The organism is Enterobacter sp. C4G1 (assembly GCF_052886895.1).
Window position 1 is genome coordinate 2485152 of the sequence record NZ_JBQVVV010000001.1, and the last position, 16766, is coordinate 2501917.

13 protein-coding genes and 1 pseudogene are annotated in these 16766 nt (G+C 54.4%); 4 read left to right on the forward strand and 10 right to left on the reverse strand.

The features are described 5' to 3' along the window. Positions 1-122: 122 nt before the first annotated feature. Positions 123-533, forward strand: coding sequence for a YbhQ family protein (locus ACT9TW_RS11960; RefSeq protein ID WP_182274205.1), 411 nt, complete (start codon positions 123-125; stop codon positions 531-533). On the opposite strand, the gene ACT9TW_RS11965 is transcribed toward ACT9TW_RS11960, so the two are convergent. From ACT9TW_RS11965 to cecR, 5 genes and pseudogenes are all read right to left on the reverse strand, one after another. After that, the gene (locus ACT9TW_RS11965) at positions 495-1601 is read right to left on the reverse strand and encodes an ABC transporter permease (RefSeq protein WP_446492467.1); all 1107 of its coding nucleotides are present in this window, start codon (positions 1599-1601) and stop codon (positions 495-497) included. The genes ACT9TW_RS11960 and ACT9TW_RS11965 overlap by 39 nt on opposite strands. Before the next feature lie 9 nt (positions 1602-1610). Further along, on the reverse strand, positions 1611-2744 hold the full coding sequence (locus ACT9TW_RS11970) for an ABC transporter permease (RefSeq protein ID WP_315688152.1): 1134 nt from the start codon (positions 2742-2744) through the stop codon (positions 1611-1613). Further along, positions 2734-4473, reverse strand: a complete 1740-nt coding sequence (locus tag ACT9TW_RS11975) for an ATP-binding cassette domain-containing protein (RefSeq protein WP_446492468.1) — start codon at positions 4471-4473, stop codon at positions 2734-2736. The genes ACT9TW_RS11970 and ACT9TW_RS11975 overlap by 11 nt, the downstream gene beginning before the upstream one ends. After that, positions 4466-5461, reverse strand: coding sequence for a secretion protein HlyD (gene hlyD, locus ACT9TW_RS11980; RefSeq protein ID WP_446492469.1), 996 nt, complete (start codon positions 5459-5461; stop codon positions 4466-4468). The genes ACT9TW_RS11975 and hlyD overlap by 8 nt, the downstream gene beginning before the upstream one ends. Next, positions 5458-6134 (reverse strand): annotated as a pseudogene (gene cecR / locus ACT9TW_RS11985) (transcriptional regulator CecR). The gene hlyD and the pseudogene cecR overlap by 4 nt, the downstream one beginning before the upstream one ends. 239 nt (positions 6135-6373) lie before the next feature. On the opposite strand from cecR, the gene rhlE reads away from it, so the two are divergent. Both rhlE and dinG read left to right on the forward strand, forming a co-directional pair. Next, positions 6374-7759, forward strand: coding sequence for an ATP-dependent RNA helicase RhlE (gene rhlE / locus ACT9TW_RS11990; protein ID WP_182060109.1), 1386 nt, complete (start codon positions 6374-6376; stop codon positions 7757-7759). A gap of 97 nt (positions 7760-7856) precedes the next feature. After that, the gene (gene dinG / locus ACT9TW_RS11995; protein WP_446492470.1) at positions 7857-10034 is read left to right on the forward strand and encodes an ATP-dependent DNA helicase DinG; all 2178 of its coding nucleotides are present in this window, start codon (positions 7857-7859) and stop codon (positions 10032-10034) included. Here the strand turns inward: dinG and ACT9TW_RS12000 are convergent. The 5 genes from ACT9TW_RS12000 to ACT9TW_RS12020 all read right to left on the reverse strand — a co-directional run bounded on the left by ACT9TW_RS12000 (position 10021) and on the right by ACT9TW_RS12020 (position 15378). Beyond that, positions 10021-10521 carry a fimbrial protein gene (locus tag ACT9TW_RS12000; protein WP_446492471.1) on the reverse strand — a complete coding sequence of 167 codons (501 nt, stop codon included), beginning with the start codon at positions 10519-10521 and terminating at the stop codon, positions 10021-10023. The genes dinG and ACT9TW_RS12000 overlap by 14 nt on opposite strands. 10 nt (positions 10522-10531) lie before the next feature. Next, entirely contained in the window at positions 10532-11521 is a 990-nt protein-coding gene (locus ACT9TW_RS12005) for a fimbrial protein (RefSeq protein ID WP_446492472.1), read from the reverse strand. Positions 11522-11538: 17 nt separating this feature from the next. Then, positions 11539-14034, reverse strand: coding sequence for a fimbria/pilus outer membrane usher protein (locus tag ACT9TW_RS12010; RefSeq protein WP_446492473.1), 2496 nt, complete (start codon positions 14032-14034; stop codon positions 11539-11541). Positions 14035-14108: 74 nt separating this feature from the next. Beyond that, positions 14109-14783, reverse strand: a complete 675-nt coding sequence (locus ACT9TW_RS12015; RefSeq protein WP_446492474.1) for a fimbrial biogenesis chaperone — start codon at positions 14781-14783, stop codon at positions 14109-14111. Positions 14784-14844: 61 nt separating this feature from the next. Next, positions 14845-15378 (reverse strand): fimbrial protein, encoded by a 534-nt coding sequence (locus ACT9TW_RS12020; RefSeq protein ID WP_182060114.1) that lies wholly within the window; start codon positions 15376-15378, stop codon positions 14845-14847. A gap of 346 nt (positions 15379-15724) precedes the next feature. Between ACT9TW_RS12020 and ybiB the strand changes: the two genes are divergently transcribed. After that, the gene (gene ybiB, locus ACT9TW_RS12025) at positions 15725-16687 is read left to right on the forward strand and encodes a DNA-binding protein YbiB (RefSeq protein ID WP_446492475.1); all 963 of its coding nucleotides are present in this window, start codon (positions 15725-15727) and stop codon (positions 16685-16687) included. The last annotated feature ends 79 nt before the right edge of the window (positions 16688-16766 follow it).

Consider the following 16766-nt stretch of genomic DNA (forward strand, 5'->3'; position numbering starts at 1 on the left):
AGGGTGACTATCCTGATGAAAATAAAGTGTAGTAGGCGTCACAAAAAGATGCGGTGTTACGGAATTTTCCGTAAAGTGCGGTAGTCTGAATTAGCAGAGAAATGTTCTTCAGGAGAGAAGCCATGAAGTGGCAACAACGTGTTCGTGTCGCAACTGGACTGAGTTGCTGGCAGATAATGTTGCATTTACTGGTCGTGGCCGTACTGGTGATGGGCTGGATGAGCGGTACGCTGGTGCGTGTTGGCTTAGGGTTATGTGTTCTTTACGGTGTTACCGTACTGTCGATGCTGTTTTTGCAGCGCCACCATGAAGCGCGCTGGCGCGAGGTGGGTGATGTGCTCGAAGAGCTCACCACCACCTGGTATTTTGGTGCGGCAATGATCGTGCTTTGGCTGTTGTCGCGTGTGCTGCAAAACAACCTGCTGCTGGCCCTGGCGGGTCTGGCAATTCTTGCAGGGCCTGCGGTTGTCTCACTGCTGACCAAAGAGAAAAAGCTACGCAATGTTTCGTCTAAACATCGCGTACGCCACTGAGCCTGTCGTGGCCGCTATAACCAAAAGCGGCCACAAACTTCCCCAGATAATCCCCATACTTGCATCCTTAAGATAAATTTGTTTGGTGATATCCGTAAAGTGCCTGATGGGGTTAATCCATGTAAGATCCTGCAACCACACCGGCATGTTCTCGATGGGGGAAACATACCCCGAGAGCAAGATCGCCGGCATCATAAAGACGAATACCCCGATAAACGCCTGCTGTTGCGTGGAGCACAGCGCTGAAATCAACAGACCAAATCCCACCAGTGACAGACCGTAAATCACCATAGTGAAGTAGAACAGGGCCAGCGATCCGGCAAAGGGAATTTGATATGCCCAGATCCCCACGCCCAGCACAATCGTCGCCTGGAAGGTGGCAACAATCAGCGCCGGAACGGCTTTACCGACAAAAATCTGCCAGGTGGCCAGCGGGGAAACCAGCAGCTGATCGAGCGTGCCTTGCTCGCGTTCACGGGCGACCGACAACGAGGTTACTATCATCACGCCAATGGTGGTGATCATGGCGATAAGCGACGGCACCACAAACCATTTGTAGTCCAGGTTCGGGTTATACCAGTTACGCACCACCAACTGGCTGTTGTTGGGTTTAGGTTTGCCTTCCATCAGCTCCTGCTGATAGTCCTTGACCACCTGTTGCAGGTAATTTGCGGCAATTTGCGCGCTGTTCGAGTTACGCCCGTCCAGAATCAGCTGCATCGGTGCAGTCTGCCAGGTATCCAGGTTGCGGGAAAAGTCGGCCGGGAAACGCACCAGCAGCAGCGCTTTTTGCGTGTCGATGGTGGGCTGGATCTCCTGGGGGCTTTTCAGCAGCAGAATGTGGGTAAAGGCTTTCGCCCGGGCAAAACGCTGCGTCAGCTCTACGGAGTGTTTCCCGCTGTCCTCGTTGTAGATGGCAATGGTGGCGTTCGTCACCTCAAGCGTCGCAGCAAACGGGAACAGGAATACCTGGATCAGCACGGGCAGGATCAAAATGGCGCGGGTTTGCGGCTCGCGCAGCAGCGATTGCAGCTCTTTGCGGATCAATGTCCATAAACGGTGAAACATGCTCGCTCCTTAATCCAGTCGCCGTTTGGTTTTTACCCACGTCAGCCCAATAAACATTACCGCTGACACCATCAAAAACAGGATGTTGACAATCAGCACCGCCGGAATATTCCCGGCCAGGAACAGGCTTTGCAGCGTACTGACGAAATAACGCGCTGGAATGATATAGGTCACCGCACGGATGACGGCTGGCATACTGTCTATCTGGAAGATAAAGCCCGACAGCATGATAGACGGCAAAAAGGCGGCGTTTAGCGCAACCTGCGCGGCGTTAAACTGGTTACGGGTGATGGTTGAAATCAGCAGCCCCATGCCCAGGGTGCTCAGTAAAAACAGACTGGTGATAAAGAACAACAGCACCAGCGAACCGCGATAAGGCACTCCCAGAATGAACACCGACACCAGCATACAGAGCAGCATGGCCAGCATTCCGAGGAAGTAGTAGGGGATAAGCTTACAGAGCAGCAGCTCCACCCGCGTGACCTCGGTTGAGAGCAGCGCTTCCATGGTACCGCGCTCCCACTCGCGGGCGATCACCAGCGACGTGAGGATAGCCCCGATCACCGTCATGATAATGGTCACCGCACCCGGAATAATAAAATGCTGGCTGATGGCGGCAGGGTTAAACCAGTAGCGGGTCTGTATGTCGATCAGCGGTTCGAAGGTTTCCCCCCTGTCTTCCGCCCGCTGTTTCTGCCAGAGCTGCCAGATGCCTTCGACATAGCCCTGCACAAAGTTGGCGGTGTTAGGCTCGCTACCGTCGGTGATGACCTGAATCGGCGCGTCGGTATTTGCGCGCGCCATGTTGGCGGCGAAATCGACCGGGATAACCACCAGGCCGCGAATTTTCCCGGCCTGCATTTTCTGGATCAACGCCTGGCGATCGTCGCTGATGGTGGCGTCAATGTAAGGCGAGCCGGTCATGGCGTGGGTGAAATCCAGGGCCTCTTCGCTGTGCTGCTCCAGCAAAATCCCCACCCGCAGCTTGCTGGAGTCGAGGTTTATCCCGTAGCCAAAGATAAACAGCAGCAGCAGCGGGATCACTACCGCAATCAGCCAGCTGCTGGGATCGCGTACGATCTGGCGGGTTTCTTTGATGCATAACGCCCGCACCCGGCGCCATGAAATCGCGTTATGACTCATTAGCGTGTTCCTTATCCCAGTCGTGAATGAGCGTGATAAACGCCTGCTCCATGGTGGGGTCCGGTTGCTTATCGTCGGCGGCCTGGCTTTTCAGATCATCCGGCGTGCCGTGGGCGATCAATTTGCCGCGATACACCAGCCCGATGCGGTCGCAATATTCCGCTTCATCCATAAAGTGAGTGGTCACCATGACGGTAACGCCTTTCTCCACCATGCTATTGATGTGCAGCCAGAACTCGCGGCGGGTGAGGGGGTCAACCCCAGAGGTTGGCTCATCAAGAAACAGGATGTCAGGCTCATGCATCAGCGAGCAGGCCAGCGCCAGACGCTGCTTGAAGCCGAGCGGCAGGTCGTCAGTGGCGTGAGAGGCAATGTTAGTCAGGCTGAACGCGTCGCTCATGCGGCTGATTTTCTCGTTTTGCGCCCGCCCGCGCAGGCCGTAAACGCCGGAGAAAAAGCGTAAGTTCTGTTCAACGGTCAGGTTGCCGTACAACGAGAATTTTTGCGCCATGTAGCCGAGGTGTTGCCGCGCCTTTCCGGAACTCACTTTCAGGTCCATATCCAGCACCAGCGCCTTACCAGAGGTCGGCACCAGCAGGCCGCACATCATTTTAAAGGTGGTGGATTTCCCCGCGCCGTTAGGGCCCAGCAGGCCAAAGATCTCGCCGCGTTTCACCGCGAAATTGACGTTGTCGGTGGCGGCAAAATCGCCAAACTTTTTGGTCAGGGATTTGGCTTCAATAACCGTTTCGCCTGGTGTGCCCTCAACGGTATGCAGGATCGCCCCCAGCGGGGATTCTGACGTTCCTGCACCGCCCAGCAGGTCGATAAACGCGTCTTCAAAACGCGGGGCGGTCTCTTCTATCTCCACATCCGGCATTCCCTGCGCCTGGCGAATGTCGTCCACCGTGGCCTCTTTTTTGAGAATGACCCGCACGGATCGCCCCTGAATCATCCCGTCGCTGACCTGCGGCAGTTTCAACACTCGCTGGAGCAGCTTGCGGTTGGACTCCTGCGGGCTGTGCAACAAGAAGCTGCGCCCGGCCATGCTTTGCGTGAGCTTTGTCGGTTCGCCCTGATAAAGAAGCTCCCCTTCGTTCATCAGCAAGACATCGCGGCACTGTTCCGCTTCGTCGAGGTAAGAGGTGCTCCAGAGAATAAGCATCCCGTCGCCCGCCAGCTCGTGCACCATTTGCCACAACTCACGGCGCGAGATGGGATCCACACCCACGCCGGGTTCATCAAGCAGCAGCACTTTTGGCTCGCCTACCAGGGTGCAGGCCAGCCCGAGTTTTTGCTTCATCCCGCCGGATAACTTACCCGCGAGGCGCTCCGTGAACGGCCCGAGCGAGGTAAATTCCAGCAGGCGGGCGAAGGTTTTTTGCCGCGCTTCCCCGGTGACGCTGCGCAAATCGGCGTACAGATTCAGGTTTTCCATCACCGTTAAATCTTCGTACAGACCGAATTTCTGCGGCATGTAGCCCAGCATGGCGTGAAGGGCGCTGTCGTCCTGGACGGGATCAAGCCCCAGCACGCTTGCACGTCCGTCATCAGGTTTGAGCAACCCGGCGAGCATTCGCATCAGCGTGGTTTTGCCCGCGCCATCGGGGCCAACCAGCCCCGTGACATAGCCTTTTTGCAGCGTACAGTTCAGCGGCGCGACGGCGGGTTTATCCATGCCCGCGAAGCGTTTTACCAGGTTGTCGAGTTGAATAACCGCGTCATTCATGTCGTTCCCCGTCGGTGAATTTCACGGTAACCGGCATCCCCTGACGCAGGGAGTCGTCAGCGTCAGTCACGACGATGCGCAGGCGATAGACCAGGTCAGTACGCAGGTCTGGCGTTTCAACGGTTTTCGGCGTGAACTCGGCGGTTGGCGACACAAAGCCCACCTTGCCGTGGTAAGGCTTGTCAGGGCGACCATCGGTATAGAGCAGCAGCTCACGCCCAGGCCTGACCTGACTGAGGTTCGGCTCGTCGATATAGGCACGCACCCACACCGGGCGCGTCAGCGAAAGGGTCAGGACGGTGCTGCCTGCGCTTAACATGCTGCCGGGCTCTACGGCGCGGGTCATTAGCGTTCCGTCGGACGGGGCAATCAGCGTGGTGTCATGTAAATCCAGTTGTGCCTGCGCCAGCTGCGCCTGGGCCTGCTCAAGGCTGGCTTTGGCCTGTGCGATATCCTGCGGGCGATTACCGGTGTGATACTGGCTTAATTTATCCTGCGCGGATTTAAGCGTTGCTTGCGCCTGGTCGCGGGAAGAACGGGCATTTTCCAGGTCGTTGGCGGAAATGGTTCGGCTTTTCCACAACCCCTGCTGACGAGCGTAGAAGTTTTGCGCATAGTCGTAGGCGGCCTGCGCCTGTTTAACTGCCGCCGCGGCCTGGGCAATTTCTTCATCGCGATAGCCTGCCAGCATCAGGTCATACTGTGCCTGGGCGACGGAAACGCCTGCTTTTGCCTGCATCAGCGCGTTCTCGTAAGGCGCGGTGTCCAGCACGCCTAACGTCTGCCCGGTTTTAATCGTGTCACCTTCATCAACAGAAAGCGAAGCCAGGCGGCCGCCAACGCGGAAACTCATGTTCACCGTTCGAATATCGACGTTGCCGTACAGCGTCAGGCCGTTGTCTTGTCGGCTCTGATACCACAGCCAGCCACCGATCCCCGCAGCAAGCAGAATAACGACCACCAGAATGATGGCGACAGGTTTTTTCATGACTTCAGGCTCCTTAGCGTTAAGCCTTGCAGGATCAGATCAAGGTGACAGGTGATCACCTGGCTAATCTGCGCGGCTTTATCCTCATCAAATTGTGTCCAGCCGGTGCGTAACAAAATGGTTTCCCGGCCCAGGCGAAAAGCCAGTACTTCGCCCAGCAGGGCGTGGGTATGCAAAATGGTCTCAGTATCGCTGGCATCACGGCCGGTATAGGCCGCAATGAGCCGGGTCAGGTGCGTGTGCATTGGGGAGATCACCTGATCGTGAACCAACTGGTAGGCGGCGGAAGGCGAGAGTTGCTCGCGTGAGATAAACTTACTCAGGTTCAGCGTATCGTCGTGCGTCAGCAGGCGGATCATATTATGGCAGGCGTTAAGGATAACTGACGGATGGCGGCCCGGTCAGGCGAGGGCTGGCTGAACAGCGCGGTGGTTTCGTCAACATGCTGGCGAAAATGCGTGCCGATAAAATCGGCAATCCACTGTGCGCAGGCGAGGTACAAATCCTCTTTTGAGCCAAAATAGTAGGTAATGGCCGCTATGTTCTGCCCGGCCTGCGCGGCAATATCGCGCGTGGTGGCATGAAGTCCATACTCGCCAAACTGCGCCAGGGCGGCGGCGATAAGCTGGCTTTTGGCCTGTTCGCCTTTGGTTGTTGTCGGGGTTGTATTCATAGCAGTACTTAAAATTAATCAATCGATTGATTAAGATTATGCCCGGTTCACAATTTTGTCCAGTTGCACTCTTGTGCGGGAAATATTTCGTCGATGAATCACAGAGGGATATTTTATGCGCCACGTCACAAAAGCTGCTACACTCCGCTGCTTCGCGACATTGTGGTTTTTGTCCTCTCATATTCGTTATATCTCCCTGAAAACTACACCTGTGATGGTCGGGGCGGTTCGGAGTTTTTATGTCTTTTGATTCCCTTGGCCTGAACCCGGAAATTCTGCGCGCGATTGCAGAGCAGGGCTACGTTGAGCCTACCCCAATTCAGACGCAGGCAATCCCTGCCGTGCTGCAAGGCCGCGACCTGATGGCCAGCGCCCAGACCGGTACCGGTAAAACCGCTGGCTTTACCCTGCCGCTCCTGGAGCTGTTGGTTAAAAACCAGCCGCACGCAAAAAGTCGTCGCCCGGTGCGCGCCCTGATCCTCACGCCAACCCGTGAACTGGCAGCACAGATTGGTGAGAACGTGCGTGAGTACAGCCGCTATCTCAACATTCGCTCACTGGTGGTCTTTGGCGGGGTTAGCATTAACCCGCAGATGATGAAACTGCGCGGTGGCGTAGACGTGCTGGTGGCAACGCCGGGTCGTCTGCTGGATTTGGAACACCAGAACGCGGTGAAGCTCGATAGCATCGAAATCCTGGTGCTGGATGAAGCTGACCGGATGCTGGACATGGGCTTCATTCATGATATTCGTCGTGTGCTGGCTAAGCTGCCGTCACGTCGCCAGAACCTGCTGTTCTCTGCGACCTTCTCTGACGAAATCAAAGCCCTTGCTGAGAAACTGCTGCATAACCCGCTGGAAGTGGAAGTGGCGCGCCGTAACACGGCCTCCGAGCAGGTGACCCAGCATGTGCATTTCGTTGATAAAAAACGTAAGCGGGAACTGCTCTCGCAGATGATTGGCCAGGGCAACTGGCAGCAGGTGCTGGTGTTCACCCGTACCAAACATGGTGCCAACCACCTGGCGGAACAGCTGAATAAAGACGGCATTCGCAGCGCCGCTATTCACGGTAACAAGAGCCAGGGCGCGCGTACCCGTGCGCTGGCAGATTTTAAATCTGGTGATATTCGCGTGCTGGTGGCAACCGACATCGCCGCGCGTGGTCTGGACATTGAAGAGCTGCCACACGTGGTGAACTACGAGCTGCCAAACGTGCCGGAAGACTATGTTCACCGTATCGGCCGCACCGGTCGTGCCGCGGCAACCGGTGAAGCGCTGTCTCTGGTCTGCGTTGATGAGCACAAACTGTTGCGTGACATCGAACGTCTGCTGAAAAAAGAGATCCCACGCATCGAAATCCCGGGCTACGAAGTGGATCCGTCCATTAAAGCCGAGCCGATTCAGAACGGCCGTCAGGGTGGCGGTGGCCGTGGTCAGGGTGGTGGCGGTCGTGGCCAGCAACCGCGTCGTGCTGAAGGTGGCGCGCCAAAAGCATCAGGCAAACCGCCGCGTCGCAACAACGAGGCAAAACCAGCGGGTGAAAACCCGTGGCGCAGTGGCGAAGGGAAACCGGCAGGAGAAGGCCAACGCCGACGCCGCCCGCGTAAACCTGCCAGCGCGCAGTAATCTGGAAGCCCGGCCGTAAAGCCGGGCTTTTCTTTTTGCGACAACGAAAAGAAAGTGCCACAATAGTGGCTGTTTATACAGTGTTTCAGGTTTTCCGATGGCTTTAACCGCTGCGCTAAAAGCGCAAATTGGCGCCTGGTATAAGGCGTTACAACAGCAGATCCCCGACTTTATCCCCCGAGCGCCGCAGCGGCAGATGATTGCTGACGTGGCAAAAACGCTCGCCGGGGACGGCGGGCGACATCTGGCGATTGAAGCTCCCACGGGGGTCGGGAAAACTCTGTCGTACCTGATCCCCGGCATTGCCATCGCCCGTGAAGAACAAAAAACGCTGGTGGTCAGTACCGCCAACGTGGCGTTGCAGGATCAGATCTACAGCAAAGATTTACCGCTGCTGCGCAAAATTATCCCGGATCTGCGCTTTACGGCGGCATTTGGGCGCGGGCGTTATGTTTGCCCGCGTAACCTGACGGCGCTTGCCAGCAGCGAGCCCACGCAGCAGGATCTGCTCGCATTTCTGGATGACGAGCTGACGCCGAATAACAAAGCCGAGCAGGATCTCTGCGCCACGCTGAAAGTCGACCTTGATGGCTATAAATGGGATGGTCTGCGTGACCATACCGATAAAGCCGTCAGCGATGATTTGTGGCGCAGATTGAGCACCGATAAAGCCAGCTGCCTGAACCGTAACTGCCACTACTACCGCGAGTGTCCATTTTTTGTCGCGCGGCGCGAGATCCAGGAAGCTGAGGTCGTTGTCGCCAACCACGCGCTGGTGATGGCGGCACTGGAGAGCGAAGCGGTGCTCCCGGAGCCTAAACACCTCCTGCTGGTGCTCGATGAAGGACACCACCTGCCCGATGTGGCGCGGGATGCGCTGGAAATGAGTGCGGAAATCACCGCCCCCTGGTTCCGCCTACAGCTGGATCTGTTCTGCAAGCTGGTTGCGACCTGCATGGAACAGTTCCGCCCAAAAACCACGCCGCCGCTGGCGGTGCCGGAGCGGCTGAGCGATCACTGTGAAGAGGTGTATAGCCTCATCTCCTCGCTCAATAACATTTTGAATCTGTATCTTCCGGCGACCCAGGAAGCAGAACATCGCTTTGCGATGGGAGAGCTGCCGGAAGAGATCATGGAGATTTGTCAGCAGCTGGCAAAGCATCTTGAAAAGCTGCGCGGGCTGGCGGAGATGTTTTTAAACGATCTCAGTGAGAAAACCGGTACGCATGATGTGGTGCGATTGCACCGCATCCTGCTCCAGATGAACCGCGCGCTGGGGATGTTTGAAGCGCAAAGTAAGCTGTGGCGACTGGCCTCGATGGCGCAGGCCTCTGGCGCGCCTGTCACCAAATGGGCCACCCGTGAAGTGAAAGACGGCCAGGCACATCTGTTTTTCCACTGCGTGGGGATCCGCGTGGCCGATCAGCTGGAAAAACTTATCTGGCGTAGCGTGCCGCATGTGGTGGTGACGTCGGCCACGCTGCGTTCCCTGAACAGTTTTTCACGTTTGCAGGAGATGAGCGGCCTGAAAGAGAAAGCGGGCGATCGCTTCGTGGCGCTGGACTCGCCGTTTAACCACTGCGAGCAGGGGAAGCTTGTGATCCCGCGCATGAAGTACGAACCGCTTATCGACAACGAAGAGCAGCATATTGCCGAGATGGCCGCCTACTTCCGCGAGCAGGTTGAGAGCAAAAAACACTCCGGGATGCTGGTGCTGTTTGCCAGCGGGCGCGCGATGCAGCGCTTCCTGGAACATGTTACTGACCTGCGGTTGTTGCTGCTGGTGCAGGGCGATCAGCCGCGCTATCGGCTGGTGGAGCTGCACCGCAAACGCATCGACAACGGTGAACGCAGCGTGCTGGTTGGATTGCAGTCATTTGCAGAAGGGTTGGATCTGAAAGGGGACTACCTGACGCAGGTCCACATTCATAAAATTGCCTTCCCGCCTATCGATAGCCCGGTGGTGATCACCGAAGGCGAGTGGCTGAAAAGCCTGAATCGTTATCCGTTTGAAGTACAAAGCCTGCCTGCGGCATCGTTTAACCTGATTCAGCAAGTGGGGCGTTTGATTCGTAGCCACGGCTGCTGGGGCGAGATTGTCATTTATGACAAACGTCTGCTGACCAAGAACTACGGCCAGCGCTTACTGAACGCGCTGCCGGTGTTTCCGATTGAACAACCGGACGTTCCGGAAGTGAAAAAAAGCCCGACAAAAGTGGCCGCCGGGCGTAAAAAAAGCATCCGTGCTAAGGGGCGCGGTCCTACTGGTAAGTAAAGGTGGCTTGCACAACGCTGCTGAAGGTGCCCGCCGTGACGGGCATTGAGGTCGCGTAATAGCGTGCCGCCATCGGAAAATCGGCCATGTGCGTGCTGGCATCAATGACCGCACTGAATCTGGCCTGGGGTGCAAGCACGATATAATCCAGACGATCGGCTAACTCTAATGCCATTCCTTTTGCGGTCCCGCTATTGGCGAACTTAAAGGGATGTATGGCATCGCGCTGACCATCAACAGAGATAGTGGCAACCGCCAGCGTTGGCGGGCAATTTGTCAGTTTTAAATCAAAATCTTTCCACGGACCGGTATCGCCGACATTCTTGAAATCAGTGGACACGGCCTGCCCCAGATCCACCACCATATTCTGGCTGGCACTGTCGACCTCGCAGGTCGTGTCGTAAATGTTGCCCTCGATATTCAGCGTAACGTCAGTCGCGCCCGCGGAGAGGCTCATCAACGCGAGTAAAAATAGTAACGCTCTCATCATCGCTCCATTACTGGTATTCAAGATCGATTGTGGCAATCGTGTTAGCTTTACCCGCGGTAACGGTGGCGTCCGTCTGGTAATACTGTACGGCGAAGCGGATGACATCCGGAACGTTAGGTTCGGTTTTTCCACCGACCGGGATAGGGTAGTCGTATCTGAGATCGACACCGTCAAGCAGCATTCTCACACCAACGCCCGTAGCGCTGTCGCTCCCCGGAGTGAGGTTCAGGACATCATCAAACTGACTATTAATGCCATTCGCGCTGGTCACCGAGGCCGTGAGATTGACCACTTCTGTACAGGTGGCGGTGATATTGAAATACTTCCACGCCGTATAGCTGCCCACGTGAGTAAATTGTGAAACCGGGAAGTCACCTAACGTCACCGTCAGGTTCAGAGGATCGATGGAGCAGGTTGCCGTTCTTTCGGTCACCGTGGCGGAGTAGTAGCTTGAATTTCGATCGCCAGAAATACCGACGGTATTAAAAACACCGAATCCAAAGCGATCGTCTGTGCTTGACACGGTTCCGCTCCCGATATGTGTCGCGGTTTTGATTAACCGTTCGGTGTAGCTGAAAGAAAACGTTTGTCCACTGTCGCTGCTGACGGTTCCCATTGGCGTCGCGGTTGTGTCGCATGAGTAGCCTTGTCCGCGAACGATCTGTCCGCTGCTGTTTAACAGTTCAATGCCGATACCGTCAATATTGGTGGCGTATACGCCCGGCATGCCTGAAACTTCCGCACTCGCTCCGTAATAGCAGGAAATAATGGTGTGACTCACTAGCTTTCCGGTGCAACTGCCTGTCACGGTGTGCGTTTTTGCCGAACCCGGGATGACGCTGCCAACATCAAGGGTGGTAGGGACAGAAAGCGTACCGGCAGCAATAGTATAGGGCAGGTCTGGAGAATCACAGGTTGTCGCCGCATGAGCATGCGGCATCAGACACGCGCTCGTGAGGAGGACAACCAGCGCAAAGGCATATTTAAACATGTTCATTTTTTCCTCGGATAGTTTTATACGCACTGCGCCGTGATGTTAATAACTGCACCGTCATCTTTCGTTGGCAGGTGATAGGTTGCGGCGCAATGGCTGTCGGCAGTTTGTCCCCAGCTAACGTCAACCGTGCCTTTTTCCTGCATGCCGGTCAGATAAACCTGCCCGCCATCGCCCACGATAAACTCGCCATCCTGATGAGCCTGAGATGCCGTTGCGCCGAACGGGATAGCGCTGCCATCAGCGCGTTTCAGCGTCATTAATACCCGGCTGCCAACGTGCGTTTCATAATGTGCGCGCACGATGGCGCCGCGCGTTGGCGTCACGGTTTTGGCCGCCTGGTCAACATCCGCATTTCCCGGCAGCGTTTCGGTGTTGAGTGCAAGGGTGTTGTGACGGTACGGCGACACGTACGGCACAATGGCATAGCCGCGGAAATCGGTATTCACGCCGGTCTGATTGGTGATGTTGGTGTCGTCTGCACCCGGAGCTTCGACCAGCGCGGCCGTCTCGCCCATTGGCTGACCCAGCGTGATGCCGTGCGCATGGGCGATCATACTTCCCTGCAACCCAACGTTAAGCTGTTGCTGCTGGTTATCCTGGGAATATCCGGCATTCACTTCCCCGTAAGTACCTTTGTAATCTGCATTCAGGCTGGTGCTGTCGCCGCTGCTCTGACTGTGGCCTTGCTGAACACCCCAGCTCAGGTTATTGCCTGCAAGTGCGGTGCCGTTCAGACCCACGCTTTGGGTGGTATCGTGTTTTGTGCTGTTCAGGTTGTAGTTCACCCAGGTGTTGCTGAGCCAGTGGTCAAGAGGAACGGAGACGTTGAAGGCGATGTTTTGTTCGCTCGTTTTTTCGTTGTTATCGTCACCGCCATCACGCGTGTTTTTATCCAGTCCATAACTGAGCCCGTAGCTGATGCCGTGCCATGAGTTGTTGTAGCCAATGTTCATTGAGGTCATCCCCTGGCTTGCGTTCCAGTAGCTTTCTTTAACCAGGCTTAATGTCAGGGACCCAAACGTACCGCCCAGAGACTGATCGACCGTGGCCTCCTGGCGGTCGCGGCGGGTATCGGGCGCTTCCCAGTCATCATTAAGGGTGTGCGAATCCAGGGTGTCTTGCAGGGTGTAAAAGCCTTTACTGCTGTAGCGATATCCGGCAATGGCAAAATGGGTGCCCGTGGTGGCAAAATCTTTGCTGTAGCGCACGCGCCACGATTGCCCTTGCGTAGGATCGCGATCCTGCATGGCAGACTTAGCGTCGGTGACGTCAACGGAGAAGGCACCGAAATCGCCGATGTTTTTACCGATCCCGAATGCCAGCGCATCATAATACTGGCTGGCCTGAAGGCCGCCGTAGGTCGTTAAGCCATAAGGCAGCCCGTAGATGACCGTTCCCTGCATGAAAGGGGTTTTTTCGACGTCATTATCGTAGCTGCGGTAACGCCCGGCCGTCAGGCTATACTTGAGGCGGCCTTCGCGCTGAAGCACCGGGACAGAGGCATAGGGCACCACGAAATGCTGCTCGCTGCCGTCCGTCTCTTTCACGGTGACGTTGAGATCGCCGCTTCCGCCGGTAGGGTAAAGATCGTTAATTTCGAACGGGCCTGGGGCGACATAGTTCTGATAAATCACATACCCATTTTGACGTACAAGAACCTGCGCGTTGCTGTGTGCTGTGCCGCGAATCACTGGGGCAAACCCTTTCATACTTTCCGGCAGCATGTCATCATCCGACGCAAACTGCGCGCCGGTGTAGGAGATACTGTCGAACACATCAGAAGGCGACGAGCTTTGACCGAAGGTCAATTCCCCACCTAAAGGTGCAATATCGCGCTGGGCGTAGGTATACACCGAAGAAAAATCACTTTCGGTATCGCTGTTGCCACTGGTTTTACTCCAGGTTGAATAGTTGCGAAAACGCCACGCGCCGAGGTTGAGCCCCGGTCGAAGATTGAGAAATGCGCTACGCTGGTCGGTGCTGTTTTCCCCTTTCCCGTGATTATCACCGGCGGTGAAGCTGTAGTTCAGCAGTAAGGCATTAATCCCTTCGTCGAACTCCTGGGGATCGACGTAATCGCGTGGCACTTGCGTAATAGCAGTCTGAGGAATGCTCAGCAGCAGTTGCTGCGGGTTAACGTGGAACGTTGCGCTGGCGGAAGGGATTACGCTCAGGTCGACACACTGCGCGTTTTCATCCTGGGTAAATTTATCGCTTTGAATACCTAAGCTTTTTAATTGAGCAATGCTCAGGCACGGTTGGAGGCTCGATTTACCCTCGGCATCTTTCTTCAATGTAAATTCAATTTCTTTATTGGCGACTTTATTATTATTTACGTAGACGTCGACATGGTATTTTCCCGGGGCTTGCCCTGGGCCAATCTCATAAATACTGAGATCGGTTTTTTCCTGGGACGGATTATCAATGTCCAGTAAGGCCGGGTTGAAATAATCTTCGGCAAGAGCTGTTTGTACACAAACACCCAGCAGCGCGCAGCCCAGTGCAATAAGCATTGAGCGACTGTGCTGCTTTGGTTGTTTTGTTGTATATTCCCAGCCCATAATGGTATCCGATAATGAATGATGATTTATTTTATCTGTGCAGTCCAGGATGGAGTGATTCCGCCATAATCATTTATGATTTTCCAGCTTACTGCATGTGCGGAGATATTTCCCGGGATGGCGAAATGAGTTTCGCCTTTCGGACTGGCATACGTCACCTTATCGATTTTTTTTCCGTCCAGTTTGATTTCCTGGAAGTTCATATAAAATGGTGTCGGGTTATCAACAACCAACTGGTTCCCTTGTTTATGCCAGACTAAATGTGAGGCAACATCTTCAGGTTTGTCTGTAATACCAGAGGGGCGATACAGCAATTTAATACGTGTCTTAATTGCTATTTGCAGCGTATTAACATTTTCCTTGCGACTGGATGAAGGAATGGATTTAATATTCAGCCAGAACAGCGATTCACGATCTGCCGGTAGGCTACCGTTGGTTCTGATGATACGCAGAACGTTACTCTGTTCTGCATCAAGACGGAACAGGGGTGGGGTAATCAGGAACGGTGCCTTCTCGCGAGTCTTGTCTTCCGTTTCGACCCATGACTGCACCAGGTAGTCGAGGTCATCCGGGTTGGTGATACTAATGGACGATTCTTTTTTATTTTCCGGATAGACCACGCGGGTACCGCCGATGGTAATACCCGCATGAGCGGCGGAGGTGAGCAATAATAAGGACGAAACCAGAAGGAATTTACGCATAGATTTACCGTAATAAAGGGAAAAAAGATATTAGCCACGGAGATGACTAATATCTTTTTCATTAGTTGTAAACGATGGTGAACGTGGATACCGAATTTGCCGGGCCAGCCGTAACGCTGCTGCCGGTCTGAATATAACGGGCACCAAATTCCAGGTCATTGGTGGTTGTTCCTGATGTCAGTGTATATCCGGCAGAAGCCGTATATAAACTCAGTGGATTTTCAGTTTTATCTAATAACTGAATACCAACACCGGTTGCAGTACCTGTACCTGCTGTTACCGCCAGCACATCACTGTTACTGCCATCTGGGGTTCCACCAAATTTCACAGCAGCACTGGTTACGGTTTCAGGACAATCTTTAAGTTGAATACTAAAGCGGGTAGTAGCTGTGGTCGATCCGGATCCCGTAAATGCAGATTTAGCAACTTTACCTAATGAAACATCAAGTGGGCTACTTAATCCATTCACAACGGTACAAGCAGAGTCAATAATTTCACCTGTGAAATTAATTTGTCCTTCACCGCTTGCAGCAAATGCGGATACGGAAGCACATGCCATCCCGGCAACAATGCCCGCAATAATAAGTTTTTTCATTGTGATCCTCTGAATGAAAGTGAGTCATTTTGGCTTTAATCATCACCTGGGTGATTGATTCGCGAGGAACTATGTATGATAACTATGCCTTGTTCAATTAACCTTCTCTGAATCATAAATTTAATGAATTTAATGTGTGTTGCTAATTATTTAAATAAATAAAAAAAGGCTTATAAAACAATAAATAAATATGGGGCGTTGACACGTCACTTAACGGCTGTGATGAATATCGCGACTCTTTTTCTCCTGAAAGTCTGTTTAGCGAAGGGAAAGCAAAAGGAAATGATTACCCGTATGTTATTTATCAGGGCTATAGTATCTGCAAAGCGTTATAAGGAGAGGTACCATGGATTATCGCAAAATTATCAAAGAGGTAGGCCGGGGTAAAAATCATGCCCGGGATCTGGATCTCGAGACAGCGCGTGAGCTGTACACCCAGATGCTGAACGGTGACGTGCCGGACCTGGAGTTGGGTGGCATTCTGATTGCGCTACGCATTAAAGGTGAAGGCGAAGCAGAAATGCGGGGTTTTTATGAAGCCATGCAGGCGCAAACATTCCACCTGACACCACCCGTGGCAAAGCCCATGCCGATTGTGATTCCCAGCTATAACGGCGCGCGTAAGCAGGCGAACCTGACACCGCTTCTGGCCATTCTGCTACACAAGCTTGGATTTCCGGTGGTGGTTCACGGTGTCAGCGAAGATCCAACCCGTGTTCTGACAGAAACCATTTTTGAGATGCTGGGTATCGAACCGACGCTGCACGCAGGCCAGGCGCAGGCAAAACTGGACGGACATCAGCCGGTGTATATTCCGGTAAAAGCGCTCTGCCCGCCGCTGGAAAAGCAGCTGGATATGCGCTGGCGAATGGGGGTGCGTAACAGCGCCCACACGCTGGCGAAACTGGCGACGCCATTTGCTGAAGATGCAGCGTTGCGCCTTTCCAGTGTGTCGCATCCCGAGTATGTCACGCGCGTTGCTAACTTCTTTGATGATATTGGTGGACGGGCACTACTGATGCACGGAACCGAAGGCGAGGTTTACGCCAATCCGCAGCGTTGTCCGCAACTTATGCTGATTGATTCAGCAGGTGCGCGTGTCGTTCTGGAACGCGGTGAAGAGAATGTAGACGTGGTGTTGCCGTCAGCGAAAGATCCGCATACGACCGCACACTGGATTGAACAATGCCTTGCCGGGAATGTACCCGTCCCGCATTCCATTAAGCTGCAAATGGCCTGTTGCCTGTTTGCAACGGGTGAAGTTGAAACGGTGGAAGCCGGGCTCCAGCGCGTTGAGCAGTCATTTTAGGCAAAAAAAAGCCCGTCCAGTGGCGGACGGGCAAGCAAGGGTAACAACAACAGGGTCAATGAGGGTGGAGCAACTCGCC

What these genes read in the sequence shown, in the direction of transcription:
- ACT9TW_RS11960 (WP_182274205.1), top strand. Translation starts at nt 123, where the DNA reads ATGAAGTGGCAACAACGTGTTCGTGTCGCAACTGGACTGAGTTGCTGG.
- ACT9TW_RS11965 (WP_446492467.1), bottom strand. Translation starts at nt 1,601, where the DNA reads ATGTTTCACCGTTTATGGACATTGATCCGCAAAGAGCTGCAATCGCTG.
- ACT9TW_RS11970 (WP_315688152.1), bottom strand. Translation starts at nt 2,744, where the DNA reads ATGAGTCATAACGCGATTTCATGGCGCCGGGTGCGGGCGTTATGCATC.
- ACT9TW_RS11975 (WP_446492468.1), bottom strand. Translation starts at nt 4,473, where the DNA reads ATGAATGACGCGGTTATTCAACTCGACAACCTGGTAAAACGCTTCGCG.
- hlyD (WP_446492469.1), bottom strand. Translation starts at nt 5,461, where the DNA reads ATGAAAAAACCTGTCGCCATCATTCTGGTGGTCGTTATTCTGCTTGCT.
- rhlE (WP_182060109.1), top strand. Translation starts at nt 6,374, where the DNA reads ATGTCTTTTGATTCCCTTGGCCTGAACCCGGAAATTCTGCGCGCGATT.
- dinG (WP_446492470.1), top strand. Translation starts at nt 7,857, where the DNA reads ATGGCTTTAACCGCTGCGCTAAAAGCGCAAATTGGCGCCTGGTATAAG.
- ACT9TW_RS12000 (WP_446492471.1), bottom strand. Translation starts at nt 10,521, where the DNA reads ATGAGAGCGTTACTATTTTTACTCGCGTTGATGAGCCTCTCCGCGGGC.
- ACT9TW_RS12005 (WP_446492472.1), bottom strand. Translation starts at nt 11,521, where the DNA reads ATGAACATGTTTAAATATGCCTTTGCGCTGGTTGTCCTCCTCACGAGC.
- ACT9TW_RS12010 (WP_446492473.1), bottom strand. Translation starts at nt 14,034, where the DNA reads ATGCTTATTGCACTGGGCTGCGCGCTGCTGGGTGTTTGTGTACAAACA.
- ACT9TW_RS12015 (WP_446492474.1), bottom strand. Translation starts at nt 14,783, where the DNA reads ATGCGTAAATTCCTTCTGGTTTCGTCCTTATTATTGCTCACCTCCGCC.
- ACT9TW_RS12020 (WP_182060114.1), bottom strand. Translation starts at nt 15,378, where the DNA reads ATGAAAAAACTTATTATTGCGGGCATTGTTGCCGGGATGGCATGTGCT.
- ybiB (WP_446492475.1), top strand. Translation starts at nt 15,725, where the DNA reads ATGGATTATCGCAAAATTATCAAAGAGGTAGGCCGGGGTAAAAATCAT.